The sequence below is a fragment of the Nocardia sp. NPDC003963 genome, from assembly GCF_053605105.1.
On record NZ_JBSGIP010000021.1, the window covers coordinates 1 to 17,264 of the forward strand.

A 17,264-nucleotide genomic window follows, 5' to 3' on the forward strand; every position below is an offset into this window, starting at 1 on the left:
GGAGCGACCAGAGGGAGGGAGCGCAGCGACCGACCGGCGGGAGTGAAGAACCGGGGTTAATAGGGCCCCACCCCGCGGCGCCGGAGGCGACGCCAAAACTACGGCACGTAGCGGCGGAGTCTGCGGGCCGCGAATTCGCGGAAGTACGACACCTTGTCGTCAGGGACCACCGAGGGCAGCAGGAAGTACCAGGCTCGTTCCATGCGCGATGCCATCTGGTCGATCGATTCCGTGCCCACCGCCACGATGTGGATTCCCGTGGTGAGGCCGTAGAGCAGCAGGCCGATGGTCTCCGGGTCGAGGTCGGGGAGGAGGTCGCCCTGGGTGATCGCCCGTTCGGCGAGGATGCGGTAGGTATCGCCCCAGTTCTTGGCGATATTGTCGCCGTTGGCGCCGCGGTAGTCGCCGATCTGGTGGGTGAGTTTGAGCATGGCGCCGACCATCGGATCGTTCATCGACAGGTCGGCGACCACGTAGGTGATCCCGATCGCCGCCTCGAGTGCCGGGACGCGGGAGTCGAAGAATCCTTTGCAGGATGCGACGAGACGCTCGTTGCCCTGGTCGACCACGGCGCGGGCCAGTTCCTCCTTGGACCCGAAGTGAAAGTACAAGGCGCCCTTGGTCACGTTGGACTGCGCGATGATCTCGCTGAGGCTCGCATTGGCGTAGCCCAAGCGCAGAAAGACGTCGGCAGCGCCCGCCAGCACGGAATCGCGAGTGATCTCCGCGCGCGCTTGCCTAGCCATCAGCTCCGCCTGTCATCCCAATAACCAGCCATCCTGAAGTAGACCGACATTGTCGAAGTAGACCGACTTACCGCCCGAACAGCACCCAAAGGATGGGTGAACCGTACCATCCGTGTTCGCTACGTCTCACGATTCACCGGCCGGTCCGAGTTCGCCGGTAGTTCAGTCCGGGTTACCCGAACTGCGCTGCCCGCCCGGGGAGTTCGCCGGATGCGGCCCGGTCGTCGCGGGCCATTCCGAGCTGAGCTGGGGGTCGACCTCGAGATGGCTCAATCCGTTCCAGCACAGGTTGACCAGGTGCGTCGCAACGACTTCCTTGGAGGGGCTGCGCACATCCAGCCACCAGGTGGCGGTGGTGGCGACCATGCCGACCAGGGCCTGCGCGTAGAGCGTCGCGAGGCTGGTGTCGAGGTCGCGCCGTTCGAAATCACCGGCGAGCAGATGCGCCACTTGATTGACCGCTTCGTTGAGCAGGCTCGAGTAGCGGCCGTCGGTGGAGGACACCGGCTGGTCGCGTACCAGGATGCGGAATCCGTCGGTGCGCTGCTCGATATAGGTGAGCAGCGCGAGCGCCACCTGTTCGAGCCGGACCCGGGACCTGTTGTTGGTGAGCGAGGAAGTGATCATATCGAGCAACATCGACATCTCACGGTCGACGACGACGGCGTATAGCCCCTCTTTACCACCGAAGTGCTCGTAGACGACGGGCTTGGATACCAGGGCGCGTTGCGCGATCTCCTCGATGGAGGTGGCGTCGTAGCCGCGTTCGGCGAACAGCGCGCGGCCGATCTCGATCAACTGCTGGCGGCGCTGGGTGCCGGTCATCCGCTGACGTGCCGCGCGGACGTGTTCGGTGGCCTCTTTGGAGTCACCGGTGATCGGCGACTCCTCGGATGTTCTCGGTTCTCCCGACGACACGTTCCCGCCTCCCTGGTTATCGGGGTCACGCGGCGCGGCCGGAGCCGGACCTGCGACCAGAACCATCGAGATCAACTGTCTCAGACCCGCGGCGGGTGGAATCACCCGGGCATTGCCCGGACCCGCCGGTCACAAAGGGGAACGTGTCGGGCTCCCCCTGGCGTGTCGCCACCACCACGGTTCGACGTATCCCGGGGTGGCATGCGAGTATCGTTCCCGTGCCGGGACACAGCGGCGGGTTTCGGGTACCTGCCGGTGTGACAGTCCGCCGTAGTGTAATGGCAGCACCTCTGATTTTGGTTCAGATAGTTCAGGTTCGAGTCCTGGCGGCGGAGCAGCTCGCGTGCACGATGACCATCGTCGGCCCGAGGGAGATTCATGCAGGAGCAGACCGCCGTCATCGTGCTAGCCGCAGGTGCCGGTACGAGAATGCGGTCGAAGACCCCCAAGGTGCTGCATCCCCTGGCCGGGCGCAGCATGCTGGCGCATGCGCTGTACGCGGCCCATTCCATCGATCCACACCATCTGGTGACGGTGGTGGGTCATGACCGTGAGCAGGTCGGGGCGGCCGCGGCCGCGGTGGCCGGCGAACTCGACCGGGAGATCGTGCCGGTCGTCCAGGAACAGCAGCTCGGGACCGGGCACGCCGTCCAGGTCGGGCTCACCGGACTGTCCGCGGATTTCGCCGGTGACGTCATCGTCACCTCGGGAGATGTCCCGCTGCTGGACGGGCACACCCTGTCCGCCCTGCTCGACGAGCACCGGAGTTATCCCGAACGGCCCGCCGTCACGGTCCTCACCTTCGTGCCCGACGATCCGAACGGTTACGGCCGGATCGTGCGTGACGCCGACGGCGAGGTGGCCGAGATCGTCGAGCATGCCGACGCGACTCCCGAACAGGCCGCCATACGCGAGGTCAACTCCGGTGTGTACGCCTTCGACGCCGCGGTGCTGCGCACCATGCTCGGCCGGCTGTCCACCGCCAACGCCCAGCACGAGCTCTATCTGACCGATGTCCTGAAGCTCGCCCGCGAGGCGGGGTACCCGGTGCAGGGCGCCCGGCTGGTCGATTCGGCCAAGGTCACCGGGGTGAACGACCGGGTCCAGCTGGCCGCGGCGGCCCACACCCTCAACCGCTACATCCTGGAACGGCATATGCGCGCCGGGGTGACCATCATGGATCCCGCCACCACCTGGATCGATACCGATGTCCGGATCGGCCGCGACACCGTAGTGCGCCCGGGAGTGCAGTTGCTGGGTACCACGGTGGTCGGCGAGGACGCCGAGATCGGCCCGGACTCGACCCTCACCAATATGGTGATCGGCGACGGCGCCCGGGTGATCCGCACGCACGGTGAGGCGGCGACGATCGCGGCGCAGGCGACGATCGGACCGTTCAGTTATCTGCGGCCGGGGACGGTATTGGGCGAGTCCGGCAAGATCGGCGCTTTCGTGGAGACCAAGAACGTCGAAATCGGCCGGCACACCAAGATCCCGCATCTGACCTATATCGGCGACGCCACTATCGGCGAGCACAGCAACATCGGAGCATCCAGTGTGTTCGTGAACTACGACGGGGTGCGCAAGCACCGCACTGTGGTGGGCTCCCACGTGCGCACCGGCAGCGATACGATGTTCATCGCCCCGGTGACCGTGGGTGACGGCGCCTATACCGGGGCAGGTACTGTACTGCGGGAAGACGTTCCGCCGGGCGCGTTGGCAGTGTCCGGAGGCGCGCAGCGCAATATCGAGAACTGGGTGCAGCGGAAACGTCCAGGAACCGCTGCAGCAGACGCGGCGGCGAAAGCGCTCGCGGCCGATGACAACACCGGATCGGGCAACAAAGCTTAAGGATGGCAACCAGCAGTGACCGCGTCATGGATCGACAACCAGAAGAACCTGATGCTCTTCGCCGGACGGTCGCACCCCGAACTAGCCGAGCAGGTGGCCAAGGAGCTCGACGTCCATGTCACCCCGCAGACCGCGCGTGAGTTCGCGAACGGGGAGATCTTCGTTCGCTTCGAGGAGTCGGTCCGTGGTTCCGACGCTTTCGTCCTGCAGAGTTTCCCGGCGCCGCTGAACCAGTGGTTGATGGAACAGCTGATCATGATCGACGCGCTCAAGCGCGGTTCGGCCAAGCGGATCACCGCCATCCTGCCGTTCTACCCCTACGCCCGCCAGGACAAGAAGCACCGCGGCCGCGAACCCATCTCCGCCCGGCTGGTGGCCGATCTGCTCAAGACCGCCGGTGCCGACCGTATCGTCACCGTCGATCTGCACACCGACCAGATCCAGGGCTTCTTCGACGGCCCGGTCGACCATATGCACGCCCAGTTGCAGCTCGCCGAGTACGTCCGCACCAACTACAGCCTGGACAACATCACTGTGGTCTCCCCCGATTCCGGCCGGGTCCGGGTCGCGGAGAAGTGGGCGGATTCGCTGGACGGCGCCCCGCTGGCCTTCATCCACAAGACTCGTGATCCGCTGGTCCCGAACCAGGTGAAGTCGAACCGGGTGGTCGGCAGCGTCGAGGGCCGCACCTGCATCCTCATCGACGATATGATCGATACCGGTGGCACCATCGCCGGCGCGGTGAACGTGCTGCGCGAGGCCGGTGCCGGCGATGTGGTGATCGCGGCGACCCACGGTGTGCTCAGCGCTCCCGCCGCCGAGCGGCTCGCGTCCTGCGGCGCCCGGGAGGTCGTGGTGACCAACACCCTGCCGATCACCGAGGAGAAGAAGTTCCCGCAGCTCACCGTGCTGTCCATCGCGCCGCTGCTGGCCCGCACCATTCGTGAGGTGTTCGAGAACGGTTCGGTGACCGGACTGTTCAACGGTAACGCCTGATTCCTGCTCCGAACGGCCCCGGACCGACTGGTCCGGGGCCGTTCTGCGTTCCGGCCGGAAGCCGACACCGCTGGTCACGGTCCCGCGGCACGCCCGCGGGGCAGCGCATACTGGTTGGTATGGATCGCGAACCACGAGAACCCGATATGGGTGACGACGAGCAGGAGGACGAGGTCCGCGCCTACGAACGCTATATCGAGGACCCGCCCGCCGATCTGCGCATTCGCAACCGCGAAGGCGATGACGACGGCCGGCTCGGCATAGCCGAGGAACTGCGGCAGGAACCGGACCGCCGCGACCACGCCGACGACGACGATCGCCCCGCCGAGGCGGCCGCCATCCATATAGAGGACGAACCCGACAGCTGACGCTGCGCCCGCACCGCGGTACCGGCCTACGAGCCCTCGACGATACGAACGAGGAGACGTGATGAGCACACCGCAGGACCCGCGCGACTCCGGCGAGACACCGGAGGACAAGAGCACAGACCGCCCGGAACCCGATTCCGGTGCGACCGGGGGACCGTCCGCCGACCGTCCGCGGGAATCTCCGGACGAACCGTTGCGTCCCCCTGGCGTGCCGCAACCACCCGACCGCACGCAGACCCCGGCCGGGGCGCCGGAGCCGCCCGGCGCCGGGGCTTCGTCCGGTACCGCGCAGCCGCCGGAGGCGACCGGGGCATCCGATACGGCCGGTTCACACGATCCCCCCACCGAGTACCTCCCGAAACTGCTCGGCCGCGAATCCCGTCCGACCCGGGGCGCCGCGGACCAGGACCAGCCCGGTCCCGCACCCGATGCGGGCGCCGCGGCGTACGAGTACGGCCGGCAGCCCGGGACGCAACCGGCCGGTGGCGAGGTGCCACCGCAGGCGTGGTCGGCCCGGCCCGAGGAGCAGTCACCGGGGCAGGCCTGGCAGCAGCAGTCACCGGGGCAGGCCTGGCAGCAGCAGTCACCCGGCGGGCAGCAGGGGCCGGGACAGCCCCCGGGCGGATATCCCCCGGAAGGCGGGCGGTACCCGCCGCAGGGCGGGTACGGCGCGCAGGGCGGGTACAGCGGACAGCACGAGGCCGGATACGGCGGCGGGCAGGGTTGGAACGCGCCGGAGCAGCAGGGCTCGGGCGGACCGGAGCAGCAGGGCTGGGGTGCGCCCGAACAGCAGGGCTGGAGTGGGTCACAACAGCAGGGGTGGGGCGGCGTGCCCGGCGGGCAGCAGGGGTGGCCGGGCACCGGCGCACCCGGCGGACAGCAGGCGCCGGGTGGATGGCCCGGTGCCATGCCGGGGCCCGGTGGTTATCCGGCCTATCCGGAACAGCAGCAGTACCAGCCCTACGGCGCCACTCAGCAACCGGAACGTTCCGGACCTCAGGTCCTGTCCATCATCGGCTTCGTCTGCGCCGCGGTATCCCTGCTGTTCTGCCCGATCGTATTCGGCGCCGCAGGGATAATACTGGGAGTGGTCGGGCATATTCGGGGTGAGCCGCTGGGTAAGTGGGCGGCCGTCGCGGCCGCGGTATGTCTCGTCGTCGGGGTGGTCATCGGGTTGCTCCTCACCGGGACCGAGATAGTGCCCAACGAATCGTTCGGCTGAATCGAGGATCCCGGAACGGCACCCGTACACCGGGTGCCGTTGTGGGGCGTCACAGCATCCGGTCGATCACCGGTGGCGGAGTCGGCACGCACCCTATTTTCTCCCTATGCCGAGCGATGGGCGGCTCGACCGCCGCAGCGTGTTCACCCTGGCCGCGGCCGCCACCGCGACGCTGGTCACGAGCCGTGCCGCGGCCGACTCCGGGAGCCCGGCGCCCGACTCCCGGTACCGCGGATACAGCGCCCAGGACCAGACGAAGCCGTTCGCGGGGTTCATGACCGAGCACACCGGCCCGCCCGCCGATTCGGTCGCCGCCGCCTGCGCGGGCCCACCCGTCCCGGCGGCGCGGATACCGGATTTCGCCGCGTTGACCGACGATCTCGGCCCCACCGGATATTCCGCCGTGGAAACCGGATACGGGCAGACCACCGCGGGCGTGTTGTGGGTCGCGGCGTGGACCGAGATGCCCGGGGTGAACTCGGCGATGTGGGATTGGTGGTTCGGCTGGCATTCGGTCGATTCGGCCCGCTACAAACTCTGGCATCCCGACGCGCATCTGTTCGCGAGCGCGGCCGCCGACCGCAGCGCCGAGGCGATCCCCGACCGGGCGAAGTACATCGGCAACATCTCCTATGTCGACGAATACGTGGGCCCGAAACTCCAGCAGCTCGCGATAGCGTTCCATGATCCGGTCGGGCACGGCTTCGAGATACCCGCCGAGCAGACGGTGATCTTCGCCCGGGTGGGGAGCGCGGTCGCCCCGGTGGATCTGGGCTGGCTCGCCCACCAGGTACGCCCGACCCGCACCGGGTGCGAGATGCGCAGCCGGTTCTATCTCAACCTGCACGGCCTGCACATCCCCGATCCGGCACAGGCGGCTCGCGCGGTCGAGCGGGGTGCCGCCGTGGACCCGGCCGACCTGATCCTGCGCCTGGACCCGGCGCGCGATCTGCTCTTCCACTGCGGCCAGGAAATGCGCCACCTGGCCGGTTTCCTACCCGATCTGTACCGCGAATTCCGGGGCCGATAAAGGCCCGCCGCGCGAGATCCGCACTTTTCGCCCATGCCCGGCGCGGCACCGCGACGGCGGATATCGTCTGGCCTATGCCCGACGAACGAAACGCCGGCGGATTCACTACGCCGGCAGGGGCGGCGCGGCCGCCGTGGTGCGAATAGATGTCACAGCGGGAACTGGTGGTCCTGGGCACCGCGAGCCAGGTGCCGACCGCCCGGCGCAACCACAACGGTTATGTGCTGCGCTGGGGTGGCGAAGCTGTACTGTTCGACCCCGGCGAGGGTACCCAGCGGCAGATGATCCGCGCCGGTATCTCCGCCACCGATCTCACCCGGATCGCGATAACCCATTTCCACGGAGACCACAGCCTGGGCCTGGCGGGGGTGGTCCAGCGGATCAATCTGGACCGGGTCCCGCATCCGATCGATACCTACTATCCGGCCTCGGGTCAGCGGTTCTTCGACAACCTGTGCGATGCCACCGCCTATCACCGTGCGGTGGAACTCCGGCAGCGACCGATCACCGCACCGGGTGTACTCCCGGCTCCCGGCGCCCCGTTCGAAGTGACCACCGCCCGCCTCGACCATCCGGTGGAGGCGTTCGGTTACCGGCTCACCGAACCGGACTATCGCACCATCCGGCCGGAGCGGCTCGACGAGCTCGGCCTGCACGGCCCGATCGTGGGCCGGTTGCAGCGGGAGGGCGAAATCGACTGGCGGGGCCGGACCGTGACCCTGGACGAAGTGAGCACGCTCCGGCGCGGACAGAGCTTCGCGTTCGTCATGGACACCCGGATCTGCCCGGGCGCGCGGGAACTCGCGTCCGGCGTGGACATGCTGGTGATCGAAGCGACCTTCCTCGATGCCGACGCGCATCTGGCGGCCGAGCACGGCCACCTCACCGCCGGGCAGGCGGCCCGGATCGCCGCCGAGGCCGGAGCCCGGACACTGGTCCTGACCCATTTCTCCCAGCGCTATCCCGACCTGGACCAGCATCTCGCGGAGGCGCGGGGGATTTTCGGCGGGGATATCGTGATCGCGGCGGATCTGGATCACGTTCCGTTCCCGTCGCGCCGATGAACCGGGCCGGCCGGGCGTCATCTCAGGCGGTGCCGCCGCCCGCTTCGCGCGCGGGTACCGCCCGATCGAACTCCACGCGGCGGGACTGCACCTCGTCCATATGCGCTTCCGCCCACGTCTTGATCCCGCGCATGATCTCGTGCAGCGATAAGCCGAGTTCGGTCAGCTCGTAGGTGACGGTGACCGGCACGGTCGGCGTCACCGTCCGGACGACCAGACCGTCCCGCTCCAGGGTGCGCAGGGTCTGGGTGAGCATCTTCTGGCTGACCCCGGCCAGCCGCCGGGCCAGCTCGGAATAGCGCAGCCGCTGGGGACCACCGCCGCATTCCGCGCCGGGATTCGGTCCGTCGCTTCCCAGGGCGGCCAGGACCAGCGCCACCCATTTCCCGGAGATCCGCTCCAGCAGTTGACGACTGGGGCATTCCGCGAAGAACGCGTCGTAGTCGGTCTTCTCCCGAGCCCGTTTCTGGGCCGCTGTCATCGTCGCCACGACCGCTCCTTCCTACCGCGCGGTGGGATACGCACCTAGAGGTGCCTACTTCCCAATAGAGAGTTACCACTCCATTGTGGAGCTACAGCACGAAAATCTCTACAGGAGGCGTCCATGTCCAGCACATTCCGCAGCGCAGTCGTCCGGACCCCGGCCGGCCCCGATTCCATCGAGATCATCGAGGTACCCGTCGCCGAGCCCGGACCGGGCCAGGTGCGGGTCGAGATCGCCGGTGCGGCCGTCAACCCGGTCGATCTGGCGCTCACCGCCGGTGTCTTCCACCAGCTCGGACTGATCACCCGGTCCGCCTACACCGGTATCGGTACCGATTTCGCCGGTACCGTCACCGCGAGCGGCCCGGGTGTCGATCTTCCGGTCGGCAGCCGGGTCGCGGGTCTGGTCGGTGGATTCGACCGCGATTTCGGCACCTACGCCGAACAGCTGATCGTCCCGGTCACCGATATCGCCCGCGTACCGGACGAACTCGATCTGGCCACCGCGGCCACCGTCCCGCTCAACAGTCTCACCGCTGCCCAGCTGGTGGATCTGCTCGGCGCCGGCGACGGCCGGGAGCTCCTGGTGACGGGTGCCGCGGGCGCGGTCGGCGGCTATGTGATCCGGTTCGCCCGGGAGCGCGGCTGGCGAGTCACGGGGCTGGCCCGGAGTACCGACGAGGAGTTCGTCCGCGGACTCGGCGCCGATTTCACCACCACGGCCGAACCCGGCTGGGATGCGGTGGCCGATGCCGCGACACTGCAGGAACAGGGTCTGGCGCTGGTCCGCGACGGCGGTCTGTTCGTCGGCGTCCGGCCGGGTGCCGAACCACCCGCCGAGCGCGATATCACCGTCCGCGCCGTATCCGTGGTGGCCGACGGTGCGCGCCTGGCCGGATTCCTCGCCGATACCGCGAGCGGTCGTCTTCCGGCCCGGGTACACGCCGTACTACCGCTCGACCGGGCCGCCGACGCCCACCGGGAACTGGCCCGGGGCGGGGTGCGGGGCAAGTATGTCCTCCGGCCCTGAAACCGTACGCGGCCAGGGCTGTTGGATGGCCCGGTCGCGGTACCTCGGGTCGGGCCCCGTATGGATTCGCCCGGTGACCGGTCATATCGACCCGGTGCCGGTCGGCAGCCTGATCCAGCACTGAGGAACGAGCCGGGGGTACACCACAGGTACCGTCCGATCACCCGCCCGGCGCAGGGAGGCCCCCGGACCCTTCGGGGACACCGGTGGAACCGCCGAAACCGCGCCACCGGTGGTCCGATCACGGCCGCCACAGCACATCGGACCCTGCGTCGGGCTTCCATCCCCCGCTCCCGGAGAAGCGGTGGATCTCCACCCGCTGTGATCGTATACCGGAACAGAAACCTCTGCGGCGCAACGTGAGAGCGTCCGCCGTAGGCGGGCGGACCGGCCGGTCTACTGCCGAAGCCTCGTCACCGCTCGCGAAGTGGCGGAATCCGGGCCGGATGTACCACCGCGGACATCGCACTGCATCGCGGCGACTCGAGTGCGTCACCGACCCCGATAGCCGTCAGGTCGTGAAGGTCGCGAAGGCCGACCACAGCAGCGGCGAATTCTCGACGGCTCCCGTCGCGCGCCAGGCACGCAGCCGGTCACGTTGCCATTCCGACAGCGCCGCCACCGGATCGGTCGTCTCGTGCGCCGCGTCGACCGCGCAGACGACCTCCTGCAACGGAGTAGTGCCGGCCACACCGCCGAAACGCTGGAAAGCGAGATCGGTGGGTAACGTCCAGCGGGTGGCGGTGACCAGTTCGGCGCCCCCGGTGATCATGGCGGCGATCAGGCCCAACGCCTCGGTGAACCGCAGATCACCACCGCTTTCACAGGCGATGAGAGCGACCCGGCTGGGGACGGGCCACAGATCACGGCCCGCGACCGGTTCGGAGTCGAGCGTATGAGTGCCGAGGAGCAGATCCTTGGCCGACAGTGGACGGTGGGTGCGCTGCGGTTCGGCGAACCCGACCGTATCGGTGGTGCAGGCCAGATGGAGTTCGGTGTTCTCGCTCTGTCCGGATTCCGGCCGCGCGGCGGTGACATGGCCGACGTACAGCAGCCGGGCGGCCCCGGCACCCAAGGTGCGCGACAACCATTCCCGGTCGAGGTCGGTGCGGCGGAAGATCTCGGTGGGCTCGGTGACCTCCGGCCGGATCCGGCCCGCGGCGATATGCTCCGCGATACGTTCGGTCAGCGGCGCCGGACCGGTCATCCGCCCGAGTACCGAACCGAGTTCGGAGTCGGCCCGGAATCCGGGCACCCGGGGGTCGATGACGGCCACCACCGGCAACTCGCGGGTATCGGCCCACGAACGGGCAATACGCGTGGGCGCGTGCACGATACCGGCCGGTGCCAGCAGTCCGATATCGGCGATATCGATCATCCGCACGTCCGGTGCGGGGGCCAGGATCTCCCACGGCACCTGGGCGACCCGGGGCGAGGGCTGGAGCCGGATCAGCGGGCGGATCCCCCGCTGGTGGAGCGTATGCAGCTGACCGGCCAGATCATAGGGCAGCAGGGCGCGGGAGAGGTCGCGCGCCAGCAGATATTCGGTATCGGGCGCAGCGAAGGCGGCGCCGGTCAGCGTATGTTCCAGACCGCCGGGCATATTCGGATCCGGCAGGGCGGCGGTCAACTCCCGCACCACCGCGTCGATATCGGCCCCGGGTAGTGCCGTCACGCCGGATGCCGCGTCGTATCCGAGCCAACGCCAGGACACGTACACATCGCCCGCGTCGGCCATCCGCACCAGCACGGTCGGCCGGTCGTTCATCGCGACTCCCCCGCACCCCGGCCGTTCATGCTGTATCCACAGGGCATGAGCGAGGGCCCTCCATGGTCACGCTCCGCTACCGCCTCCGGGCCTGACTCACTCATGCCGGAATCACCCGGTCCTCGCGGACACGCTGCCCGTAGCGCTGCTCGGCGGCCGCGATGTACTCGCCGAGTGCGATACGCGCCCCGGGGCCCAGGGCAAGCCGCGGCGGCGGTGACACCGGTAGCCCGGCGGACGCGGCGACCCGTGCCAGTGCGGCGCCGAGATGCAGTGGACCCGAACGCGGTTCGCCGTCGGCGGGCCGGGTGGGCCCGTCCAGTGGGAACTGGGGGCGGTCCACTCGCTCGCCGGGATCCATATCCAGTGTCGTGCCCGCGCATTGCGTCTCGATCAGATCGGCCAGCAGCAGACCGTCGCGGCACAGATAGGCGAACCGGAAGGCCAGCTGGACAGCGGGGTCGGCCACCTCCCGGTTCCACTGATCGCGCTGATGGCCACCCGGCAGCGTGTAGCGCACCGCGTCGATGGCGATCGCGGCGGGCACCGCGAGCGCGCGGCCCAGCGCCAGCAGTTCGTCGGGTGGGGAATCCATATCGTCGACCACCATCTGCACCAGCACCGCGTGCCAGTAGTCGAGCTGGGCGCACTGCAGGCCGAGCCCGCGTTCCGCATACACCGTGAACGCCGCGTCCAGCAGTTCCTGTCCCTCCCCGACCAGCCCCCGGGCGTAGGCCACGGTGGCGAGCCGGCACTGCACCGCGGCCGAGTCCAGGACCGCACCGGAATCCCGGAAACAGTCGAGACTGCGCCGGTACCAATCGTCGGCCAGGTCGACCTCCCCACGGCATTCGGCGAGGTAGCCGCGCAGTTTCCAGCCGATCCCCGCCCGGTACCCGAGTCCGGCCCGCTCGTAGTAGTCCTGGCTGGCCACGACCAGCTGTTCGGCCTCGTCGAGCCGGTCGAGCCGGCTGTAGAGCTGGGCCAGATTCTGCTGGGTGTCGGCGACGGCGTTACGGTCTCCGGCCGCGGTGAACGCCGCCAGCGCCTGCTGCGCGAAATCCACGCCGAGTTCCCGCCGACCGGTCTCGAAATACGCACCGGCCAGAGTCATCAGCGGATGTCCGGCCAGCTGCGGGGCGAAACGCAGTGCCGCGTCCAGGGATTCGGTCGCGATCTCGACGACCCGGCTCCACTGGCTACGATGTGACGCCACGGCGCTCAACGAGAGCAGACACGACACCCGCAGCACACCGAGATCCTCGGCGTCGGCGAGTAGATCCCGCGCCTGTTCCAGGGCCGATTGCGCGTCGTCGAGGGCGCCGAGATGCTGGAGAGCCTGCGAATAGTTGATCAGTGTGGAAGCCAGTTTCTCGGTGGCGTCCGCCGGGATCTGCCCGAGCGCCGACCGGTAGCGGGCCGCCGCGCCTTCGTGGTCGCCGAGTTCGTCGTACATACTCGCCGCGTTGATCAACGCGCTGGTGCGGACACCGTCGGTGGTCGTCGCCACCGCGTGCTCGAAGATCCGCAGCGCCTCGGCGATGTCACCGCGCTGGTAGGCCGCCGCACCCTCGTACAGCAGTTCCAGCCCGGGTGGTTCCTGTTCACTCATCTCAGAAGTCCGAATCCGTGACGGCGGCCGCGATCTCGGCACGCAGAGGTTCGATATCCGGGAGCCCCGCGACAGGCTTCCCGGGGACATCCGCGAGGGTCGGCGCGGTCTGTCCGGCGCGACGCAACCGGGCGTGCGCGAGTTCCCTGATCCGGTCACGCTCCCGGGCGCCGGTCGCGGGGTCGGCCGGGGACGGTTGTTCCGGACCGCCGGAATCGGACAACGCTGCCGGCGCCGATCGTCCGACCCCCGGCACATAGATCTCGACACCCGATACGGTCTCGCCGGGATCGGCCATGGTGGCGGTCCAGGTGTCCCCGTTCAGCACCAGCGCCGCGACGCGGGTCCCGGCCGGGGTGCGGACCAGCGCGCGGGGTCGCAGATGTTCGGGCGGTTCCCCGTGGAGATCCGGCGCGGCCACCGCCCGCACCCGGAGGGTGTTACCACCCGCGAGCCGTTCGAGTTCCCAGGAGACCGCGCGTTCGGAAGCGTCGACGATACCGGCCGGACAATACCGCCAATCCCATCCGGCGCTGCCCCTTTCGAGGATCAGTGCCGCCCCGGAGCCGCGCGGCTGCCCACCCGCGGCCAGCGCGTAATCGGAGGCGCGGCCGGGCGCCGGGACAGTGTCGGATCCGATAGCCGGAGCAGCGGGTGCGTCGGCGCCCGCGACGAGGCTGTCGCAGAACTCGCTCAATTCCGCGATCTCGCGGTCGAGTTCGACCGGGTCCAGGCCGGGAATTCCGTCCACCGTCGAAGCGGGCCACCAGCGGGCCGCCCACTGCGCGTAGCCGAGGCGGCGTACCGCGGCCGCCAGCTCGGGCCGCTCCGGGCGGGTGGGCAGATCCACCGGTTCGGTGTATTCATCGGCCGCCACCGCGATCTCGGCGCCGTAGAGGGCCCACAACCACTCCTGGGCGGTATCGAGATCGTCCAGGGTCGCGGCCGGAACCCGCTGGTCTGCGAGCAGACTCCAGCTCAGATGCCCGCCCCCGACCTCCAGCACGGCGGTGTCCAGGCCCGGATCCGCGTCCGCCGGTGTGGGTGAACCCGGTGGCGCGATACCCCACAGGCCCGGACGGATCAGCCGGATACGCACGATATCGACCATCAGACCGCCCTCGGTTCGGCCGTATCCGGCTCCCGCACCGTATGCGCGCTCAACGCTTTGCGGACCCGGGTTCGGTGATCGAGTACCACCGAACGCGCCACCCCGTCCAGCAGATCCCACAGCTCATCGAGTTCGGTGACCGGCATCTCCCGGACATCGCGGCCGTGCAACCGCACCCACAGCCGGCGCAGGTAGGGGCGCCACGGCGTCTGCAGTTCGGCGGCGATCACGGCGAGCGGGCTCTGTTCCCCCGGCACCGGATGGATCGCCAACCGGCGTGCCTGCAGCACATAGGCCTCGCGCTGCCATCGGCTGTTCACCAGCTGATGCGCGGCCGATTCCACGGCTGTCCCGGCCGCGGGCCGCGGGTTCGGCGGGGTGATCGGGGCGAGCCCGAGCGCCAGCTCCACCCCGGCCGCCGCGGTGACCCGTAGCGATTCGCCGAGCAGTGCCCACGGCGCGCAACTGCGGGCGATCTCGGTGGTGACCAGATCCGGGATCGGGGGCAGTTCGGCACGTTCGGTGGAGACCTGCAGCACCGTGAAGACTCGTTCGTGGACGGTACGGTCGAACGGCAGTCCGAGGGTGGCGGTCGACGCCGATACCCCCACCTCCGGACGGCACGGCACCACGTGGACCGTCAGTCCCAGACCGTGCGCGTTGTGCCGTACGAGATCTGTAGCCGCAATACCGGTTCCGAACCGCCACAGCTCGATTCCCGTATGTGTACCCACCGTCCGGGCGACCAGCTCCGTGAGCAGCCGCCGTCCGGGGCGGGTATCGGCCTCGGTGCGGGTCGCGACCGCGTATTCCAGCAGTTGCCCCAATGCGGCGGTGTGCTCGGCCCGTACCGCGGGCGGCGCCGGGCGGCGGCCCCAGGCCGTGCTCAGCAGATCGTCGAGCAGCGCGGCCCGCGCGGGGTCGGTGAGATGGTCCTTCAGTGCCTGGGTGGTGCGCCCGGCCGCGAAGCCGTGGATCTCGCGCAGTACCGCCTCGGCGCGGACACGGTCCCGGTCCGGATCGGGATGGCCCCGGGTGGCGGCCAATTCGAAACAACGCTGGAAGTAGAGATCCTGCGCGGTGCCCTCGGTGATCCGCAGCCGGCGGCGGACCTGTTTGAGGAGCGTGAACCAGGCCGCGGTCGCGCGCAACGCGTCGGCGTGGGCGTACACCCGGGCGGCCAGCAGCGTCGCGCCGTCGGCGGTCAGTACCGCGCCTCCGCAGCTCGGATACTGCACCGGCCGGATGACCAGCGGATCGAGGATCAGTTTCACCGTGCGGCGCAACGGCCCGCCCGCGGAGCCGCTGAGCGCCTCGACACCTTCGAGACCGCGCCACACCTCATCGAGCACCATGGCCCGCGGTCGTCGCATGAGCCCAGGTTATCGGAGTTCCGGCCGCGTGGCGGTGCCGAAAGTTGGGATCGGTAGGCGGGCGCCGATTCCTACTTTTCTCGTAACGGCCCCGGACACCGGGCCGGACCACCGAGAGAACAGGAACCACCATGAACACCACACTCTTCCGCCTCGGCGCCGTCGCCCTCGCCGCCTCCGCCACCCTGCTGCTGTCCGCCTGCGGCGACGACGCGAGCACCACCGCCGCCCCGGCGGACCCGAGCTCGCCGGCCGCGGCGCCCGCCGGTGCCGCCGGAGGCGAATCGGCCGCCCTGGTCGACGGCAAGGCGCTGGCGGGGAATTTCGAGACCACCTGCGCGAAACAGGGCAACACCTTGGCCCTGGCCCTGACCGATACCGCCAACGAGCGGTACGGCCAGCTGAGTGTCAGCGCCAGCATCGTCGACGACAAGACCGTGCAGGCGGTGGCCATCGCCGGCAGCCAGGGCGGGGCCGACGGGATGCCGTACGCGGTCGGCTACGGCAACGGCCAGCCCGGCGGTTCGGCACAGCTGGCCAAGGACGGCGACACCTTCACCGTGACCGGCGAGGGTATCAGCGCGCCCGATATGACCAACCCGCTCGCCGGGCCCGCCACCGCGGCCTTCGAGATCACCTTCGCCTGCTCGACCATCGTCGGCGGCTGAGAGGTCCGGACATCCGGCTCCTCGTCGCCCCGCGCGAACGGCTTTCGCCGGACGCCCGGAGCGACGAGGTGGCCAGGTATCCGGACCACAACGACCCTCAGGAGAACACCATGATCCGCACCCTGCGTACCGTCGCCCTCGCCGGCGCCGCCCTCGCCGTCGGTTTCTACCTCTGGCACGGCCTCACCTACGAACCCGGCAGCGTCTACGAGCCCGCCGCCCTGGCCTGGCTGAACGGCTTCCTGGCCCTGCCGATCATCGCGCTCAGCCTGGTGGTCACGGTTTTCGCCTTCACCGGCACGGGTATCGTCACCGCCCTCACCGGTCGCAACACCGGCGATTTCCGGCACGCTCCACTGGGTTTGGGGACCATCCGGTCGTTCGCGCACACCGGGGTCACCCTGAACGACCAGCCGCAGATCCGGATCGAGTTCAGCGTCGAGGGCGCGCAGGGCGAACGATTCGACGCCACCGCGAAATCGGTGGTACCGCTCACCGAACTCGCACTGCTGGCACCCGGGGTGGTGCTGCCGGTGCGCTACCGACCGGACCGTCCCGGCATCGTCGAACTGGATCTGTCCGGGGACAGCGCGGCGGCACAGCGGATGATGAACGAATCGATGATCCGCAAGGGGTTCACCACGAAGGCGAAGGTGGATATCGCCGCCCGCGGTATCGCGGCCCAGGCCGTGGTCCAGTCGCTCACCGTCCCGGGCGAGATCCGCGACGGATACTCGAAGGTCGCGGTGGGACTGGCGGTCACCCGGCCCGACGGCAGCACTTTCACCACCGTCTCGGAGAAGTTCCTGCCGCCGACCGCGATCGGGAATGTGCAGGTGGGCCGGATCGTGACGGCACACTATCTGCCCGGGAACGAACAGGAGATCGTGCTGTCGATCCCGGTCAACGCGTGAGCCACGGCCCGGCTGTGCCCGTCCCGATGGGACGGGCACACCGGCGTTCACGGACCGGAACGGCGTACAGGCATGGGTGGCCGGATAGTTCGCCATCACACCGACCGGCC

Annotated in this window: 16 protein-coding genes and 1 tRNA gene; 10 read left to right on the plus strand and 7 right to left on the minus strand. The window is 69.1% G+C overall.

Annotated features, from left to right (window positions below):
• Window positions 1–98: 98 nt before the first annotated feature.
• Window positions 99–746: a TetR family transcriptional regulator gene (locus ACWEWT_RS25460; RefSeq protein WP_452562576.1), complete on the minus strand. Its 648-nt coding sequence runs from the start codon at window positions 744–746 to the stop codon at window positions 99–101.
• A 162-nt stretch (window positions 747–908) separates the two neighbouring features.
• Window positions 909–1,571 (minus strand): TetR/AcrR family transcriptional regulator, encoded by a 663-nt coding sequence (locus tag ACWEWT_RS25465; RefSeq protein WP_452562708.1) that lies wholly within the window; start codon window positions 1,569–1,571, stop codon window positions 909–911.
• A 357-nt stretch (window positions 1,572–1,928) separates the two neighbouring features.
• Here ACWEWT_RS25465 and ACWEWT_RS25470 point away from each other — a divergent pair.
• The 7 genes from ACWEWT_RS25470 to ACWEWT_RS25500 all read left to right on the plus strand — a co-directional run bounded on the left by ACWEWT_RS25470 (window position 1,929) and on the right by ACWEWT_RS25500 (window position 8,195).
• Window positions 1,929–1,999, plus strand: a tRNA-Gln gene (locus ACWEWT_RS25470).
• 43 nt (window positions 2,000–2,042) lie between these two features.
• Window positions 2,043–3,515: a bifunctional UDP-N-acetylglucosamine diphosphorylase/glucosamine-1-phosphate N-acetyltransferase GlmU gene (gene glmU / locus ACWEWT_RS25475; RefSeq protein WP_452562578.1), complete on the plus strand. Its 1,473-nt coding sequence runs from the start codon at window positions 2,043–2,045 to the stop codon at window positions 3,513–3,515.
• Between the two features lie 15 nt (window positions 3,516–3,530).
• A complete protein-coding gene (locus ACWEWT_RS25480) occupies window positions 3,531–4,511 on the plus strand; it encodes a ribose-phosphate diphosphokinase (RefSeq protein ID WP_452562580.1) in 981 nt (326 codons plus the stop codon).
• A gap of 119 nt (window positions 4,512–4,630) precedes the next feature.
• Window positions 4,631–4,879 (plus strand): hypothetical protein, encoded by a 249-nt coding sequence (locus ACWEWT_RS25485; protein WP_452562582.1) that lies wholly within the window; start codon window positions 4,631–4,633, stop codon window positions 4,877–4,879.
• A gap of 61 nt (window positions 4,880–4,940) precedes the next feature.
• Window positions 4,941–6,101 carry a hypothetical protein gene (locus tag ACWEWT_RS25490; protein ID WP_452562583.1) on the plus strand — a complete coding sequence of 387 codons (1,161 nt, stop codon included), beginning with the start codon at window positions 4,941–4,943 and terminating at the stop codon, window positions 6,099–6,101.
• Between the two features lie 106 nt (window positions 6,102–6,207).
• Entirely contained in the window at window positions 6,208–7,131 is a 924-nt protein-coding gene (locus ACWEWT_RS25495; RefSeq protein ID WP_452562584.1) for a DAPG hydrolase family protein, read from the plus strand.
• A gap of 146 nt (window positions 7,132–7,277) precedes the next feature.
• Window positions 7,278–8,195: a ribonuclease Z gene (locus ACWEWT_RS25500; RefSeq protein WP_452562585.1), complete on the plus strand. Its 918-nt coding sequence runs from the start codon at window positions 7,278–7,280 to the stop codon at window positions 8,193–8,195.
• A 22-nt stretch (window positions 8,196–8,217) separates the two neighbouring features.
• On the opposite strand, the gene ACWEWT_RS25505 is transcribed toward ACWEWT_RS25500, so the two are convergent.
• Window positions 8,218–8,685 carry a winged helix-turn-helix transcriptional regulator gene (locus tag ACWEWT_RS25505; RefSeq protein WP_452562586.1) on the minus strand — a complete coding sequence of 156 codons (468 nt, stop codon included), beginning with the start codon at window positions 8,683–8,685 and terminating at the stop codon, window positions 8,218–8,220.
• Between the two features lie 114 nt (window positions 8,686–8,799).
• On the opposite strand from ACWEWT_RS25505, the gene ACWEWT_RS25510 reads away from it, so the two are divergent.
• Window positions 8,800–9,708 (plus strand): NADP-dependent oxidoreductase, encoded by a 909-nt coding sequence (locus ACWEWT_RS25510; RefSeq protein WP_452562587.1) that lies wholly within the window; start codon window positions 8,800–8,802, stop codon window positions 9,706–9,708.
• A gap of 511 nt (window positions 9,709–10,219) precedes the next feature.
• Here the strand turns inward: ACWEWT_RS25510 and ACWEWT_RS25515 are convergent.
• The 4 genes from ACWEWT_RS25515 to ACWEWT_RS25530 all read right to left on the minus strand — a co-directional run bounded on the left by ACWEWT_RS25515 (window position 10,220) and on the right by ACWEWT_RS25530 (window position 15,554).
• Window positions 10,220–11,476, minus strand: a complete 1,257-nt coding sequence (locus ACWEWT_RS25515) for a CHAT domain-containing protein (RefSeq protein ID WP_452562588.1) — start codon at window positions 11,474–11,476, stop codon at window positions 10,220–10,222.
• A gap of 100 nt (window positions 11,477–11,576) precedes the next feature.
• Window positions 11,577–13,088: a tetratricopeptide repeat protein gene (locus tag ACWEWT_RS25520; protein ID WP_452562589.1), complete on the minus strand. Its 1,512-nt coding sequence runs from the start codon at window positions 13,086–13,088 to the stop codon at window positions 11,577–11,579.
• Window position 13,089: 1 nt separating this feature from the next.
• A complete protein-coding gene (locus ACWEWT_RS25525; protein ID WP_452562590.1) occupies window positions 13,090–14,199 on the minus strand; it encodes a hypothetical protein in 1,110 nt (369 codons plus the stop codon).
• Window positions 14,199–15,554: a hypothetical protein gene (locus ACWEWT_RS25530; RefSeq protein ID WP_452562710.1), complete on the minus strand. Its 1,356-nt coding sequence runs from the start codon at window positions 15,552–15,554 to the stop codon at window positions 14,199–14,201. Before ACWEWT_RS25530 ends, ACWEWT_RS25525 begins: the two co-directional genes overlap by 1 nt.
• Before the next feature lie 149 nt (window positions 15,555–15,703).
• On the opposite strand from ACWEWT_RS25530, the gene ACWEWT_RS25535 reads away from it, so the two are divergent.
• Window positions 15,704–16,240 carry a lipoprotein LpqH gene (locus ACWEWT_RS25535; protein WP_452562591.1) on the plus strand — a complete coding sequence of 179 codons (537 nt, stop codon included), beginning with the start codon at window positions 15,704–15,706 and terminating at the stop codon, window positions 16,238–16,240.
• A 68-nt stretch (window positions 16,241–16,308) separates the two neighbouring features.
• Window positions 16,309–17,154, plus strand: a complete 846-nt coding sequence (locus ACWEWT_RS25540) for a hypothetical protein (RefSeq protein WP_452562592.1) — start codon at window positions 16,309–16,311, stop codon at window positions 17,152–17,154.
• The last annotated feature ends 110 nt before the right edge of the window (window positions 17,155–17,264 follow it).